We start from the raw sequence: 13,980 nt of genomic DNA, 5'->3' as shown, positions 1-13,980 counted from the left end.
CCTCACAGCGCCCGGGGTGGCCTCGGACTCACACGTCAGGGGCCACCTTGAACCGGGCGACGGGACGGACCTGATGGACAGCGCGGAACTCGTCGAAAGACTTCGCGAGGCGGACGTGCCCGAGGCGTTCTACGAGATCGCCGGTGTGCACGACGTGCCCGTCCAACCGGACGCCTACTACTTCCTGCGCCGTGCGGCGGATGCCTGGACCGTCGGCTTGCGCCAACGCTCCCAGGACAGTGTCGTGCGGCGCTTCGGCACCGAAGCCGAAGCCTGCGAGTACCTCTACGACACGCTCACGCGGGTGCCCCCTCCCCCTTCAGGGCCCGCGGAGCCCCTGGACAAGCTCCTCGCGAACGCCGAGGAGATCCAGCGACAGGCATGGGAGGACTTCGACGGTCGCCGTGGGGCGGCTGACGACGGTTGACCACAGGGCATCCATCGCGCACCGGGCTTCCCAGGCCGAGAGCGCGAGTTCGGTTCTCGTCACCCGCTCCTCCTCTTCTTGCAGCCCCAGGCCAGTCGCCTGGGGCTTTTGCATGGCCGGGCCATTTCAGGACAGTCAGGTCTCGTCATGAGAGTTCACTTGCATAAAGAGAGCCGACCTCCTAGATTCATGAGAGTCAGCTCTCACCACGCGATGGCAAGGACCTCAACATGACCACCCCCACCTCCCGCACCGTCGACCTGTCCGGCGGACCGTCCGTCACCATCCAGGAGTACGGCGAGAACACCGAGGGCACCGGCGTGCTGATGCTGCACGGCGGTGCCGGCCCACGCACGGTGGCCGGGATCTCCTCCGCACTGTCCGAGCACGTGTACGTCGTCACGCCGACCCACCCCGGCTTCGACGGCACTCCCCGCCCGGAGCGGTTCGACACCGTCGCCGACCTGGCCGTCGCGTACCTGGATCTGCTCGACACCCTGGACCTGAAGGGCGTCATGGTGGTCGGCAACTCCATCGGCGGCTGGATCGCCGCCGAGATGGCCCTGCGCGACAACCACGGCCGGATCGGCGCGCTGACCCTGCTGAACGCGGTGGGCATCCACGCCCACATGAAGGAGAACCGGGTCGTCGACCCGCGCACCCTGACCCCGGTCGACGTGAGCCAACTGTCCTTCGCCAACGCGCAGTTCCGCCCCGACTTCGCCTCGTTCAGCGATGCGCAGCGGGCCGCGGCCGCCGCCAACCAGAAGACCCTCGCCGTGTACGGGGGCGAGGGGTTCACGTACGACCCGAAGCTGCGCGGCCGACTGCACCGGGTGACCGTGCCGGTGCTGGTCGTCTGGGGCGAGGAGGACGGCATAGCGCCCCTGAAGTACGGGCGCGGCTACGCCGACTCGTTCCCCAACGGCCACTTCGCCCCGATCCCCGACGCCGGGCACTTCCCGCAGATCGAGCAGATGGGACGCACTCTCGGAGCGATCGGGGACTTCGTCAGCACGATCGTCAAGCCCGACGCGTCGGCCTGACCGCGTCGTACCCCTGCCCGTTCCGTTCCGCCCCGCTCGCCGTGATGCAACGTACGCACGGTCACCCCGGCGAGCGAGGAGACCTGCCCCACGGAGCAGCCCATGCATCTGCCCTTTCGTCCGACCTCAGCCTTGAGCCTGACGTAAGGGGAGGGTCAACCGGCTCGCGTCCGAGGGGTGCGCGTGGTGCCGGATCCCGTTTGCCGGGGGAGGCACCTGAAGCGTCGATACGGAGTTGGGGTGCTGCGAGTCGGATGGAGCCGCGTGGCCGCAACACAGGTGTGCAAACTGCCTGCTCGGGGCCCTGATGGCATGATCAGGACATGATTGGTGAACCTGCTCGGCCCGGAGCCAGGAAGTACGTCCTGTTCGACGTCGATGGCACGTTGATCGATGCCGTGGACAACCAGCGCCGGGTTTGGGGGGTGTGGGCGGAGCGATACGGACTCGACCCCGACGAGGTCTACCAAGTGGCCTTGCGGACAAGGCCGTTGGAGACCTTCGCGCAGGTCGTTCCGGACCGTGACCCGCAGGAGTGCCTGGCCGCACTGCATGAACTCAAGGACGAGGACGTCCGCTCCGGCGCGTATGCGGCCTTCGACGGTGCGTCCGAGCTGCTGGAGGCTCTGCCGCCGGAGGCTTGGGCACTGGTGACGTCGAATTACGAGCACCGGGTGCGCGGCCGCTTCGCCCGGACCGGCTTGCCGGTCCCGAGCCTCATCGTCGACGCCGCCTCCGTCGAGGAAGGCAAGCCCTCGCCCGTCCCTTATCTACTGGCCGCCGAGCGGCTCGGTGCCGAGCCGCAGGACTGTCTGGTCATCGAGGACGCACCCTCCGGTGTGCAGTCCGGGCTGCGTGCCGGGATGACGGTGTGGGGGGTCAACGCACCCGTTGCGGTGGACGGCGTACACCGCCACTACGGGAGCCTGCGGGAAGCGATCAACGACATCCTCGCCGTCACTTCCGGAACCCGTCCTCACGAGCCGAGGGGATCAGCGGCAGCGGGATGATCTCCCTGTGGCCGGCGTGATCACGGCGTCGGAGCGCCGCATCCGGACGCGCAGAGCGCTCGTACGCTTCGAGCCGTTGATCCTCTTGCGCGGATGAGTGTCGGCCCGCTATCCCAGTTCCGGGGGTGCGCTTTGACGGGAACGGGTTCGATGGGAACGGGTGGGTGGCGGGAGAGCCGACTCCTGCTGGTCGTGGCCGGGTCGGCGGTGTTGGCGACCGCTCCGGCTCTGTTGGGCACGTTCAAGATCACGAACCAATGGGCGGTCAGCGCCGCGGTCGCGGGTGCGGCCGTCCTGGTGGCGGTGGCCGCGGTGTGGCAGGAGCGCTACAAGCGCCGTGCAACAGCGGGACGAGCGGGCACTGAAGATCGAGAACGGCTGTCTGGTACTGCCCGACGGGCGGCTGCCGAAGGTGGCCCAGGCGGCTGATCCGCTCCGCCTGGGCGTGCATCCCGCCCCGGACGGCGTGGTCTCCCCGCCCGGGCACGCTGCTGCCACGACGGCGGAACGGGTTCCGGTGTAAGTGCCGCGCGACATCGACGAGGAGTTGCGCGAGCAGTTGGCGCGGGACGGATTCGTGCTGCTGGTGGGGGATTCCACCGCAGGGAAGTCCCGCGCGGCCTACGAGGCGATGCTCGCCACGCTTCCGGATCACGTGTTGATCGCACCGCAGGATCGTGCCGCGGTACCGGCGGCGCTGGCCCAAGCGGCCGACGAGCGGCAAGGCCGCTATCGAATCGCGGAGATCAGCTGGCGCCTGGTCTTCGACGACAGGTGCCGTGCGACCAGTCGGTGGTCCAGCAGCGGATCACCGTGCACAAGCCGGTACGCATTGATGTCGGCGGCACCACGGGGTCGACCGGGGTGATCGCCTGGCGGATCGACACCATCTGATCCGGGCCGTGCCAGAGCCGGCCGGTCTTCTCGCCCCGGCGCTGGGCGAAGACGAGTTCCTCCCCGAACTCGTTCATGAAGTAGCCGACGCAGTTCTTGTCGGTGACCTCGCCACCACACAGGCGGGCCAGGAACGGTTCGATCGCGGGCCGGGGGTCGTTCACGCGGCGGGCTCCTCGTCCGCGTCGGAGTCCCGCCGTGCCGACGAGAGGGCCGGCATCCGGGAGGCCGACTCCAGCAGTCAAAACCCTGCACGTTTCAAGGGCGATGCCACTTCTGGCGCTCCGGCCTTTCCGGGCGGGAAGACGGCCACTGGTCGAGTGTCTCGTCCGGCGCGAGCCGGGACAGCGCCTCCGTCAGGCGCTCGCAGGCCCCTTCGATCTCCCGGAGGGTGTGGTTCTGCTCGGTGATGACCGCCGAGAGCAGAAGGGCCGTCAGTGAAACGGTGCCGTTGAAGGCCTGCAGGATGACCATCTTGGCGAGGAGATCGCGACCGGAGAACGGACCCGTCCCGGCGGCACCCGCGTCGATCGCGATCACGGAAGCGATCAGCACACAGGGCGCGGCGCCCACCAGCTGGAAGCGGAAGGCCGCCCAGATCAGGAAGGGGACGACGAGAAAGAGAAGGTCGACCGAGCTGTGAGTGGCCACCACGCCGACCACGGCCGTGCCGCCCAGCAGCGCCACCGCCTCGACCCAGCGCAGGACAGGTACGCCGCGTGGCCATCGGACGGTGCGTACGGCCAGCAGGAACGGCGCGATGACCAGGACCCCCATCGCGTCGCCCGTCCACCACACCGACCAGGTCGGCCAGAAATCATGGGCCGCCAGCGCGCCGGAGGCCACCAGGACTCCGGTACCGAGCGTCGCGCTGATCAGCATCCCGCCCAAGGCCCCGAGGAAGACCAGAGCCAGAGCGTCCTGCAGCCGGTCGAGTGCGGCATGGAATCCCACACGCCGCAGGAGGAGGTAGGCGCAGACCGGGGCGAGCGTGTTGCCCACCGCGATGGCGAGCACGGGTAGGATCGACGGCCCGAGCATCACGTTCACCACGAACGCCCCGAGAGCGATTCCTGGCCACATGCGAAGGCCCCAGAGCATCAGGACGACGACAGCGACGCCGGTGGGCGGCCACAGCGGCGTGACCTGCCCTCTCACCAGTTGCTGCTGCAACCCGATCTTGGCACTGACGTAGTAGGCGGCTGCGACGGCAGCCACCTGGAGGCCCTTGACGGTGTACCGCCGGAGCCGCTCGTCGCGCGCCGCATCGCTCATGCTCGCCCACCCCGGCGGTCACAGCGGGCGAGGCGTACCCCGCCGGGGTCGCGGATGCCTCGCATGCCGTTCATCTTTCGCCCTGCCGCTGTTCCTGGAGGCCTCCGTAGCGAAGGACAAGGACCGCGGCGTCGTCGCTGTGGCCGGTGAGATCCGCCACCTTGATCACCTGTGCGGCCAGCTCTTCGGGGTCGGTGCGGCAGGCTCCGACGAGCAGGTCGGCCACCTGCTCGAGCCCCTCCTCGATCGGATAGCTGGGGCCTTCCACCACACCGTCGGTGAGCAGCACGAACGCGCCCACGCCAGTGAGCGGTCGGCGGGTCGACCGGTAGCTCTCGCCGGCTTGGATGCCGAGCGGCAGACCGCCGTCGTTCAGGACGATGTCGCAGCAGCCGTCGGCCGTGGCCCAGACGGCGGGGACGTGCCCGGCGCGGGCTTCGGCGAGCTCGCTCGTGGCCGGGTCGAAGCGCAGGAACGAACAGGTCACGAAAAGCCCGCAGTCCATGGCGACGAGCAGATCGTTGGTGCGCCGGAGCACCTCCGCCGGGTCCGTGGTGGCGGTGGCGACGGCGCGCAGGCAGGTGCGCACCTGCCCCATGAGAGCCGCGGCCTCGACATCGTGGCCCTGTACATCTCCGATCACGAATCCCACCGAGCCGTCCGGCATGAGGAAGCCGTCGTACCAGTCGCCGCCGATGTCCAGCCCGGCCCGCGCAGGTGCGTACCGTCCCGCCACCTGCAGGTATGGCAGGACCGGCAGCTCGGCGGCGAGGACCTGGCGCTGCAGCGCGGCAGCGAGTTCCACGCGGGCCTGCTGGACCTTGATCAAGTCCAGTATCCGGCCGGTGAGATCACCGAGCGTGTTCAGCAGCTCTGCGGTCCCACTGGACGAATCGGTGCGGCGGCGAGGCATGGCATCACATTTCAGGTTTTTTCGCATTTGCGCCATAGGTCACGAGTTCACGGTACCCCTGTTGGAGGCAGCTCATCCTGCTGGCGCACACGGCGCCGTCACTGCCACGACCAGCGAAAACAGAACCTGAGGGCCTCCGTGCCGCGTGACCGGCACCTACGCCGCGAGTGGCGCCGCCGGGGCTGATGAATCACCGGAGGCGACCGACCACACGGCCCTTCGCCGGTCGCACGGGGTCAGTTCGTGGCCGGGACCACGGGGCCGAAGGAGGCGGCGGCGATCTGCTGGACGTAGCGAATCTCGGTGCCGTCGAGGTTGGTCGGGTCGACGGAGTAGACGACCTTGCGGGAGAGGTCGCGGGTGGCGAACACGCCGCTGGTCCAGCCGGGGCGGGAGCCGGTCTTGCCCCAGACCACGACACCGTTGGAAGCCTTGACCCGCATGATGCCCATGGTCATGCAGGCACGGCCGGCGTCGGCCTCGGTGCGGCACTGGCTGCTGTGGAAGCTGGGGACGTCGGGGACGGTGAAGAGCTCGGCCTGCTGGGCCGGCGGGAGGAAGCGGCCGCGGAAGAGAGCGGTCATGAAACGGTCGAGGTCGGCGGGGGTGGAGATCATGCCGCCCTCGGCCCAGGGCCAGGGACTCTGTTCGGTGACGTCCACCGGGTGCGTGGTGCCGTCCGAGGACGTGACCGTCAGATAGCCGTGGGAGTGCGGGCCGGGCAGGCGCGGGTCGTCGGCGGCGGGGACGTAGGTGTCGTGCAGTCCGAGCGGCCGGGTGATCCGGGATCGCACCTCGTGGGCGAAGGTGTGCCCGGTGATCTTCTCGACCAGCAGGCCGGCGACGTAGTAGTTCATCCCGTTGTACTGCTGCGCGGTGCCCGGCGCGAACTCCATCGGCCGGCCTGCCATCAGGTCGACCACCTGCTGCGGGGTGAAGCTCTTGAGGCGGTTGGCGGCGAACCATTCGGGGCTGCCGTCGCCGAAGTCCGGGCTCGCGGCGCCGCGCGGCAGGCCGCTGGTGTGGTTGAGCAGCCGGCCGACCTCGACGGGCGGCAGGTCGGCGGGCAGGACGCCCGGAAGGTACTGCTGGACGGGCTTGTCCAGGTCGATCCGGTGCTCGGCGGCGAGCTGGAGGACGATGGTGGCGGTGAAGACCTTGGAGATGCTGCCGATCCGGATGTGCGCGTCGGTCGGGACACCCTGACCGGTCTCCAGGTCGCCCACGCCCGAGGTGCCCGACCAGTGGCCCGCGCTGCCGGTGATCCGCAGCAGCGCGCCGGTGACGTCCGCGTTCGGCAGGCCACCGATGGCCGCCCGGAGCTCGGCCGGGTCGAGCCCTGGCAGCGGCGCGCCGGTCGCGGCGGCGGTGGCGGGCGCCGGTGCCGGGGTGACGGCAGAGGCCGGCGCGGCCATCCCCGCGGCCAGGGCGACCAGCACGGCGCCGGACGCGGTCACGGTGGTCCAACGGGTAAGGGCGGCAGAGGAGTTCACGGTGAGGCTCTCCGGAGTGGTGGCGGTCGGACCGACGGTCGACCGGCCCGCCCACGAGTCTCTTGCGCCCGCCGGCCCAGCTCATCAGGGAACATCCCTGAGCAAACCCTGACCACACCCCGACAACCGACTGCGGGTCAGGTCAGCGCGAAGTGGCCCAGGTGATAGGTGGCGAAGTGCAGTTCCGGCCCTCGGGGGTACGGGGCGGCGGAGGCCCCGTCGCCCCGGCGTTTGTTGTCCTTCGCCCTCCCGGACGGGAGCAGCGAGAGGTACGTCTACGGGTACCGCCTCTACCGCAGCGCGGACACCCGCGACTTCGTGATGGACGTGAAGCCCGCCGAGGACCGGACAAGGAGACCGTGGCGGTTCTCAGTGGGAGAGGAGTTGCTGGCCGCCGTCGATGTCGTACGTGGCGCCGGTGAGCGCGCCGTTGCACATGATGTGCACGGCGAGAGCGGCGACATCGGCCGGGCCGACCACCCGTCGGATGGGAAGCCTCGTGCGCAGTTCCTCGCGCCGGGCATCGACCTGATCCCCCAGCAGTGAGGCCGACAGGGGTGTGTCGACGAACCCGGCGGCGATGAGATTCACCCGGACCGGCGCCATTTCGAGCGCCAGGTTGGCAACGAGGGCGGGCAGAGCCGCGGTGGCGGCCGACGCGATGGCCAGGCCGACACCGGGGCGTCGGCCGCCGGTGCCGCCGATGAACAACAGGGTGCCGCCGGCGCGGATCTTGTCACGGCTGTAGAGGGCGACCCCGAGTGTCATGCCGAGGCGCTCGTCGAACGCGCGGCGGGCGTCGGCGAGGTCCATGCTCTCCAACGGCATGTAGTAGGGGCCGCCGGCTGTGACCAGTACATGGTCGACCGGTCCGGGCAGGTCCTGGAAGAACTGCCGGAGGCGGTCGGTGTCGGTGGCGTCGAACGCTGCCGTGGCGACGGGGTCCAGCTCCAGCGCGGCCTGCCGCAGCCGTTCGGGGTTGCGGCCGACCAGGACCACCCGGCCGCCGTCCGCACGAACCTGGCGGGCGGTCTCGAGGCCGATTCCCGCGCTGGCGCCGATGACCACGACCGTCCGGTCGGCGAGGCCATGGCCGTGGTCGGGTTCGCTGCCCGTCATCTCTGCCTCCGGGTATCAGCCTGGTTCTCCTGTCATGGGCACGTGGTGTCAGCGGCCGGGGGCCCGCTTCCTCACCTCCTGGAGCACCCAGCCGTTGCCGTCCGGGTCGCTGAAGGTGGCGTAGGAGCCGTAGTCGGCGCGGTCGGGGTGCGGGCCGGGCACCCGCTCCGCCTCCCCGCCCTGGTAGGTGACCCCCTGGGCTCCATGGCCGTGCTGGAAGATCCCTCCGGCGTCGTGGAACACCTCGCTCATCTCGACGCCTCGGCCGCTCAGCTCCGCGTGGGCCTTCTCGATGTCCGGGACGATGAGGTAAAGGCCCCGGACCGAGCCGGGCTCGGCGGAGGTGACCCCCTTGCCGAAGATGATGGCGCATTCGGAGCCGGGCGGCGTGAACTGCACCACCCGGTAGTCGTCATTGGCGGCGTGGTCGGCGTCCATCCGGAATCCCGCCGCCTCGTAGAAACTTCTGGCACGGTCGACGTCGGAGACGGGCAAGACGATGACTTCGAGTTTCAGGTCCATGCGGAGGTCTTTCTTCTCGTCGTCGACGCACCGCCCACGCCGGCGTGCGGAACGGGGACTCAGTTTCCTGAAGGGCCGTCAACGGTGATGTGGAAGGTGAGGTTGCGCACCGTCTTCCCGGCGGGGACGGTGTGGACGTAGCCCCGAGCCGAACCGAAGGCGCCCGAACCGCCGGTGACGGCGATGTCGATGGAGGGGGCCGGCGGCAGGTGGAGCAGCGCCTGCGAGGTGATCTGCCCCTGCGGCAGAGCGAAGGTGCCCACGCACTGGAGCTCGCTCGGATCGAGGTGGACGTAGACACAGACCACGCTGTGGTCGCCGATCTTCCGGCCGTCGCGGTACAGGTCCTCGGCGATGACGAGCTGGTCACCCCGGCCGATCCCCTTCTTGCCCAGGTCGAGGGATTCGGACTGGGTCTGTTTGGCGACCAACTGGAACGTTTCCGTGCGTTGTTGGGTGTTCGGCAGACTGTGCGGGGTCGATGTCGCGGCCGACACCGGCGGGGCGACGACGAGGACGGCGGCCAGGCCCGCGACCGCGCTCAGGCAGCGCTGACTGATCCTGCGCATGGTGGGACTCCCACAGGGGGCGGAGATGTGCCCTTCACTCCCAACGTACCGGTTTGTACGGACCCTCGCGCGACGTCGCCCACAGTGTCGCGCGCGGCTGGGCGGCGTTCGCTACATGGCTCGCCAGCCGGGTTCGAGGCGGTCGAGGAGGACACGGAAAGCCGCGTCGGCCCGGTCCCAGTCGCCGTCGGCCAGGGCTCCGACGACCAGACCGGCGCACGCGTCGACCAGGAGGACCGCCTCCGTGCGGGCTCGTGCCTCAGGCAGGCCCATCTCACGGAAGGCGGAGGTGAACAGGCCCTTCCACTCGGCGAACGTGTCGCGCATGACGGGTCCGTACCGGTCGGGACGGAGCAGACCGGTGACCATGATCTCGAGATAGAGGGGGAGCGCGGCACGCAGGCCGGGGGCGCTCAACCGCTGCCAGACCTCCTCCACGAAGCCGCGGAGCCACGCCAGGTCCCTGTCGGCGTCAACGGCACCGAGCAGACTCCGGGCACGCAGGAGCGGTCGCCGCTCGTCCAGGGCGAGCGCCTCGGAGACCATGCGTTCCTTGGTGCCGAAGTAGTACAGGAGCATGCGGTCGCTGGTGCCCAAGGCCCGGGCCAGCGGGCGCAGGGACAGGTCCGCCAAGCCGTTGCGGATCATGTACTCGCGAACCTGGTCCAGCAGGTCGCGTCGTTTGGCCGGGTCGGGCGGGCGCGGCATGGGGGCTCCCAGTGCGGTCGGGTCGGCGGTTGCCGTTGCGCGGGGCGGAGCGGAGCGGAGCGGGGCGGAGCGGGGCGGAGCGGGGCGGAGCGGAGCGAGGCTGGGGCGGGGCTGGGGCGGAGCGGGGCGGGGCGAGGCGGGGCGGGGCGGGGCGGGGCGGATTCAGTATGTCCGATTTATTGCCTTCATCGAGGTATTTACTGTAGCGCCCGCTACGCGTATATTTGGGGATGTAGCGAGTGCTACGCGAATGCGAGGCCCGGCATGCCCTGCCCGGTCAGCGACGCACTTCCCGCCGCCGCGGCAACCCCGGCCGCCGACGCTTCAGAAGGGACTGATCCTCCATGGCCTTCCAGGCCATCGGCCTCACCGCGACCTCGCGCCTGGGATTCGTTGCCCGGCTTTGCCGCCGCCGACAGGAAGAGTCGGGGCGGAAGGCCGCAGTCACCTCGTGGTTCGCCCGGCACCAGGCCCTCTGGGCGCGCACACTGGCACCCGTACGCCCCTTCGACGCGCCTCGCGGCCGTGCCACCGACTGGGACGCCTCCTGGCCCCTGCCGCGGGAACTGACCTCGGTCCGCCAGGGCCGACGCCTGGTGACCGGGCAACTGGGTGACTGGGGCTTGCAGGACCTGACCGACACGGCCGAGCTCCTGGTCAGCGAACTGGTCACCAACGCCCTGCGCCACACACGCGGCCCGCTGCGGCTCAACCTGCAGATGCGCGACTCCCGCCTGCGGTGCGAGGTCGAGGACACCGACCCCACCGGGCCCGTACGGCGTGTCGTCGACGCCGACGCCGAAAGCGGGCGCGGCATCGACCTGCTCGATCTGCTCGCCGAGGCCTGGGGCAGCACCAGTACGGCCACCGGCAAGACCATGTGGTTCCAACTGCCGGTGAACGCATCCTCGCCGCAGGAGTCACCCGCCTCCGACTGAGCCGGTGCGCGCGCCGACCGCCGATCAGGCGGTCGCGACCGCCCGCGGTTCCCTCTTACGGGCGCGGTAGGCCGCGGCCTTGATCTTGTTGCCGCAGGACTCCATGCCGCACCACTGCCGACGCATGCCTCGCGAGCGGTCGACATAGACCCGGGTGCACTCCGGGTTGCCGCACTCCTTGAGCAGCGGCACATCCGGTCCGCCCAGCAGCTCGACGGCGAGCCGCGCCACGGTCGACAGCGCTTCCTCCGGGGTCGCCGCCGTCCACCGGCCCGCCGGGGTGAGCTGCGGTGTCGCCGCGGGCTTGCGGGCCGCGGCGTTCAGCACGGCCAGGGTCTCGTCGTCGTACGCGTCACCCAGCCGGCGGGCGGTGACCAGCGCGTAGACGGCCTCCCGCACGGCCGTCGCCCGCCCGACGTCGGAGTCCTGGCTCCCGGCGACGGAGTCGACGACTCCGGACTCCAGGTACCAGGCGTCCAGGCGGTCCGGCGAGGCGAGCATCTCGAACCGTAGCGAGCGGCGAGCGCGGAGTGTCGCGGCGAAGTCGAGTGCCGGGTTCCCGCAGACGAAGACGTGATCCAGATCCACATCACCATCTTGACAGGTGATGCGCGAGGCCGGAACATCTGGACACCATCACCAGTTGAACAGGTGACTGACCGATGTCACCGACTGCGGTGCTCATACCGAAGTGCTCATACCGAAGCGAGGTACGCGAGATGACACAGGCGGAGCGGACGGAGAAGGCCCCCGACGCCGCGGAGGCGGCACGCCGGGCGCGGTTCGGCGCGCTGCCGGAGCGTATTCGGCTCGAGGACACGGTCGAGGAGCGGCCCGCCACGGTGCCCGACCCGGCGCGGGACGCGTACAGCGCGGACGACTGGCTCGTCCGCAACTGCCTGTGAACAGAAAGGAGTCCGGGATGACGACGAGAACACCACAGGTCCTCAGAGCCCTCACAGCGGTCGTGGCGGTGCTCGTGATCGGCTTCGGCTGTTTCACGCAGGTCTTCTGACAGCGCTAGGTTCCCCATGTTCCCCCGGGCGCCGCGTGGCCGGTGATCCGTTACGCTGACCGCCGCTGACCTCAGGGGGAGACATGTTCGGCAAGCGGCTGCTGGTGGCCGGAGCGACCGCGGTTCTCATAGCCGGGCTGGGCGCGTGCGGCGGCGGTGGCGGGGGCGGCTCGCGCGGCGTGGACCCGGAAGCCGTGACCGACGTCGGTCAGAGCAGTGCGGGCACCGGCCAGGAGGCCCCGCCGAGCCCGGACACCGTCTCCGGGCTCCGGGACTCGGTCCGCCACCTCGCCGCGAAGACCACCAGGGCCACCCGCCCGCACCTGGTCAGGAAGTGCACCTCCGCCACCAGGCAGGTCAGGCACACCCAGCGCACGGGCACGGGCACGCACCGGACGACCCGCACCTGGTACACCACAGAGCGGTACCAGAGCTGCAAGAAGGTCCGCAGCGGCACCGAGACGTACACCCGAACCGTTCGGCCGCAGCGGTGGTGCGTGAGCCTGGACAACGTCGACGGCGACACCGCCAGGGACGACGTCTGGTACCAGGTCACCCCGGCCACCTACGGCAAAGCCCGCGAGGCGGACGAGCACGCCCGCATGGAGTTCACCCCGGCCGGCACCGGCTGCTGAACGACACTCACCGCGCGACTCTCCCGGGGAACAGCCCGGTTCCGAGAGCCGCTGCGGCATGTTTTGAACAGTTAACTGTAAAGAACCTTGACAGACAATTGGTCTAGTCCAACCATGGTCCCTGTTCGCCCTTGGTCATGGAGAGCTCTCCGGCGTGTACCGACCGGTGGACATCGCACGCACCTTTCCGGATTCCCGCTGCCCCACCTGCTCTTCCTTACACCATGGGAGCCTCAATGAGACGATCTGGGCCATTCCGCGCGCTGCTGTCCGGCGCCACCGCGACCGCTCTCGCAGCCGGGCTGGTCGCGCTCGGCGGAGGCGGGGCGCTCGCCGCGGAGCGGGCGCCCGCGCATGTCGCGCGGCACATGCCCGCGCATGTCGCGGCGCCGTACTTCGAGGCGTGGACGGGCGAGAGCCCCGCCGCGCTCGCCGCCGAGTCGGGCAACAAGTACCTCACGATGGCCTTTCTCCAGACGGCCGCGGCGGGCTCGTGCACCGCGTACTGGAACGGCGCCTCCACCCAGCCGATCGCCAAGGCGACCTTCGGCAGGGACATCGCCACGATCCAGGCGCGCGGCGGCAACGTCATCCCGTCCTTCGGCGGCTACAGCGCCGACACCACCGGCACCGAACTGGCCGACAGCTGCACCGATGTCGACTCCATCGCCTCGGTCTACGAAAGCCTCGTCAAGACCTATGGCGTCACCCGGATCGACCTCGACATAGAGGCCGACTCCATCAACAACACCGCCGGGATCGACCGCCGCAACAAGGCCATCGCCAAGGTGGAGCGCTGGGCCGAACGGACCGGCCGCAGCGTGCAGTTCTCCTACACCCTGCCGACCACCGCCACCGGCCTCGCACCCAACGGCGTGGCGCTGCTGAAGAACGCCGTCGACAACGGCGCGCGCGTGGACGTCGTCAACATCATGACGTTCGACTACTGGGACGGCGCCACCCACGACATGGCGGCCGACACCAGGACCGCCGCCTCCGGGCTGCACGGCCAACTCGCCGCGCTCTACCCGAAGAAGAACCCGGCGAAGCTCTGGCACATGATCGGCGTCACCGAGATGCCCGGCATCGACGACTTCGGCCCGGAGGAGACCTTCACCCCGCAGGACGCGGTGAAGGTGGAGAACTGGGCGGTCGCCAAGGGCATCGACACGCTCTCCTTCTGGGCCCTCCAGCGCGACAACGGCGGTTGCGTGGGCACGGCCGGCGCCAACTCCTGTTCCGGCATCGCCCAGGACACCTGGTCCTTCAGCCACATCTTCGAGCCGTTCACGCGCGGCGTCGGTATCGGCATCGACTAGGCCCTGTCGTCAAATTCCCGTCTGCCCTGCGACGCCATGCACGCACTCTCACCGCACCAGGCACAGACCCAAGTACGTCCAGTACGAGGGCCTGTGC

Annotated in this window: 17 protein-coding genes; 8 read left to right on the top strand and 9 right to left on the bottom strand. The window is 69.8% G+C overall.

Going from position 1 to position 13,980, the window contains the following annotated elements:
* Positions 1–73: 73 nt before the first annotated feature.
* The 4 genes from ABZ656_RS07320 (at position 74) to ABZ656_RS07305 (ending at position 3,006) form a co-directional block, all read left to right on the top strand.
* Positions 74–427, top strand: coding sequence for a hypothetical protein (locus ABZ656_RS07320; RefSeq protein WP_101399406.1), 354 nt, complete (start codon positions 74–76; stop codon positions 425–427).
* 230 nt (positions 428–657) lie between these two features.
* Positions 658–1,473 carry an alpha/beta hydrolase gene (locus ABZ656_RS07315; protein ID WP_101399404.1) on the top strand — a complete coding sequence of 272 codons (816 nt, stop codon included), beginning with the start codon at positions 658–660 and terminating at the stop codon, positions 1,471–1,473.
* A 323-nt stretch (positions 1,474–1,796) separates the two neighbouring features.
* Positions 1,797–2,483 carry an HAD-IA family hydrolase gene (locus ABZ656_RS07310; RefSeq protein WP_360265449.1) on the top strand — a complete coding sequence of 229 codons (687 nt, stop codon included), beginning with the start codon at positions 1,797–1,799 and terminating at the stop codon, positions 2,481–2,483.
* A 337-nt stretch (positions 2,484–2,820) separates the two neighbouring features.
* Positions 2,821–3,006 (top strand): hypothetical protein, encoded by a 186-nt coding sequence (locus ABZ656_RS07305; protein ID WP_360265446.1) that lies wholly within the window; start codon positions 2,821–2,823, stop codon positions 3,004–3,006.
* 223 nt (positions 3,007–3,229) lie between these two features.
* Here the strand turns inward: ABZ656_RS07305 and ABZ656_RS07300 are convergent, their stop codons facing one another.
* The 8 genes from ABZ656_RS07300 to ABZ656_RS07265 all read right to left on the bottom strand — a co-directional run bounded on the left by ABZ656_RS07300 (position 3,230) and on the right by ABZ656_RS07265 (position 9,976).
* On the bottom strand, positions 3,230–3,541 hold the full coding sequence (locus ABZ656_RS07300; RefSeq protein WP_360265443.1) for a hypothetical protein: 312 nt from the start codon (positions 3,539–3,541) through the stop codon (positions 3,230–3,232).
* A gap of 94 nt (positions 3,542–3,635) precedes the next feature.
* A complete protein-coding gene (locus tag ABZ656_RS07295) occupies positions 3,636–4,652 on the bottom strand; it encodes an MASE1 domain-containing protein (RefSeq protein WP_360265440.1) in 1,017 nt (338 codons plus the stop codon).
* 70 nt (positions 4,653–4,722) lie between these two features.
* On the bottom strand, positions 4,723–5,565 hold the full coding sequence (locus ABZ656_RS07290; RefSeq protein ID WP_101399391.1) for a PP2C family protein-serine/threonine phosphatase: 843 nt from the start codon (positions 5,563–5,565) through the stop codon (positions 4,723–4,725).
* A gap of 236 nt (positions 5,566–5,801) precedes the next feature.
* Positions 5,802–7,058: a serine hydrolase domain-containing protein gene (locus tag ABZ656_RS07285; RefSeq protein ID WP_360265437.1), complete on the bottom strand. Its 1,257-nt coding sequence runs from the start codon at positions 7,056–7,058 to the stop codon at positions 5,802–5,804.
* Positions 7,059–7,427: 369 nt separating this feature from the next.
* The gene (locus ABZ656_RS07280; RefSeq protein WP_101399390.1) at positions 7,428–8,177 is read right to left on the bottom strand and encodes an SDR family oxidoreductase; all 750 of its coding nucleotides are present in this window, start codon (positions 8,175–8,177) and stop codon (positions 7,428–7,430) included.
* A 48-nt stretch (positions 8,178–8,225) separates the two neighbouring features.
* Positions 8,226–8,699, bottom strand: coding sequence for a VOC family protein (locus ABZ656_RS07275; protein WP_101399388.1), 474 nt, complete (start codon positions 8,697–8,699; stop codon positions 8,226–8,228).
* A gap of 59 nt (positions 8,700–8,758) precedes the next feature.
* Complete coding sequence (locus tag ABZ656_RS07270; protein WP_360265432.1) at positions 8,759–9,268, bottom strand: hypothetical protein; 510 nt, start codon at positions 9,266–9,268, stop codon at positions 8,759–8,761.
* Positions 9,269–9,379: 111 nt separating this feature from the next.
* Positions 9,380–9,976, bottom strand: coding sequence for a TetR/AcrR family transcriptional regulator (locus ABZ656_RS07265; RefSeq protein WP_101399384.1), 597 nt, complete (start codon positions 9,974–9,976; stop codon positions 9,380–9,382).
* 344 nt (positions 9,977–10,320) lie between these two features.
* Between ABZ656_RS07265 and ABZ656_RS07260 the strand changes: the two genes are divergently transcribed.
* Positions 10,321–10,914 (top strand): ATP-binding protein, encoded by a 594-nt coding sequence (locus ABZ656_RS07260; RefSeq protein ID WP_360265429.1) that lies wholly within the window; start codon positions 10,321–10,323, stop codon positions 10,912–10,914.
* A gap of 24 nt (positions 10,915–10,938) precedes the next feature.
* On the opposite strand, the gene ABZ656_RS07255 is transcribed toward ABZ656_RS07260, so the two are convergent.
* Positions 10,939–11,502 carry an ABATE domain-containing protein gene (locus ABZ656_RS07255; RefSeq protein ID WP_101399382.1) on the bottom strand — a complete coding sequence of 188 codons (564 nt, stop codon included), beginning with the start codon at positions 11,500–11,502 and terminating at the stop codon, positions 10,939–10,941.
* A gap of 131 nt (positions 11,503–11,633) precedes the next feature.
* Between ABZ656_RS07255 and ABZ656_RS07250 the strand changes: the two genes are divergently transcribed.
* From ABZ656_RS07250 to ABZ656_RS07240, 3 genes are all read left to right on the top strand, one after another.
* Positions 11,634–11,819: a hypothetical protein gene (locus tag ABZ656_RS07250; protein ID WP_101399380.1), complete on the top strand. Its 186-nt coding sequence runs from the start codon at positions 11,634–11,636 to the stop codon at positions 11,817–11,819.
* A gap of 193 nt (positions 11,820–12,012) precedes the next feature.
* Positions 12,013–12,564: a hypothetical protein gene (locus ABZ656_RS07245; RefSeq protein ID WP_360265425.1), complete on the top strand. Its 552-nt coding sequence runs from the start codon at positions 12,013–12,015 to the stop codon at positions 12,562–12,564.
* Between the two features lie 236 nt (positions 12,565–12,800).
* Complete coding sequence (locus ABZ656_RS07240; protein WP_360265422.1) at positions 12,801–13,883, top strand: chitinase; 1,083 nt, start codon at positions 12,801–12,803, stop codon at positions 13,881–13,883.
* Positions 13,884–13,980: the final 97 nt, after the last annotated feature.

It is taken from the genome of Streptomyces sp. NPDC007095, assembly GCF_040634475.1.
Taxonomy (GTDB): domain Bacteria; phylum Actinomycetota; class Actinomycetes; order Streptomycetales; family Streptomycetaceae; genus Streptomyces.
The sequence above is the reverse complement of the archived record's forward strand: the minus strand, read 5'-3'. Positions and strand labels throughout refer to the sequence as shown.

Excerpts from the sequence above, each read along its gene's own strand:
- ABZ656_RS07240 (WP_360265422.1), top strand. The coding sequence starts at position 12,801 with ATGAGACGATCTGGGCCATTCCGCGCGCTGCTGTCCGGCGCCACCGCG.
- ABZ656_RS07270 (WP_360265432.1), bottom strand. The coding sequence starts at position 9,268 with ATGCGCAGGATCAGTCAGCGCTGCCTGAGCGCGGTCGCGGGCCTGGCC.
- ABZ656_RS07260 (WP_360265429.1), top strand. The coding sequence starts at position 10,321 with ATGGCCTTCCAGGCCATCGGCCTCACCGCGACCTCGCGCCTGGGATTC.
- ABZ656_RS07290 (WP_101399391.1), bottom strand. The coding sequence starts at position 5,565 with ATGCCTCGCCGCCGCACCGATTCGTCCAGTGGGACCGCAGAGCTGCTG.
- ABZ656_RS07315 (WP_101399404.1), top strand. The coding sequence starts at position 658 with ATGACCACCCCCACCTCCCGCACCGTCGACCTGTCCGGCGGACCGTCC.
- ABZ656_RS07245 (WP_360265425.1), top strand. The coding sequence starts at position 12,013 with ATGTTCGGCAAGCGGCTGCTGGTGGCCGGAGCGACCGCGGTTCTCATA.
- ABZ656_RS07320 (WP_101399406.1), top strand. The coding sequence starts at position 74 with ATGGACAGCGCGGAACTCGTCGAAAGACTTCGCGAGGCGGACGTGCCC.
- ABZ656_RS07280 (WP_101399390.1), bottom strand. The coding sequence starts at position 8,177 with ATGACGGGCAGCGAACCCGACCACGGCCATGGCCTCGCCGACCGGACG.
- ABZ656_RS07275 (WP_101399388.1), bottom strand. The coding sequence starts at position 8,699 with ATGGACCTGAAACTCGAAGTCATCGTCTTGCCCGTCTCCGACGTCGAC.
- ABZ656_RS07265 (WP_101399384.1), bottom strand. The coding sequence starts at position 9,976 with ATGCCGCGCCCGCCCGACCCGGCCAAACGACGCGACCTGCTGGACCAG.
- ABZ656_RS07295 (WP_360265440.1), bottom strand. The coding sequence starts at position 4,652 with ATGAGCGATGCGGCGCGCGACGAGCGGCTCCGGCGGTACACCGTCAAG.
- ABZ656_RS07310 (WP_360265449.1), top strand. The coding sequence starts at position 1,797 with ATGATTGGTGAACCTGCTCGGCCCGGAGCCAGGAAGTACGTCCTGTTC.
- ABZ656_RS07250 (WP_101399380.1), top strand. The coding sequence starts at position 11,634 with ATGACACAGGCGGAGCGGACGGAGAAGGCCCCCGACGCCGCGGAGGCG.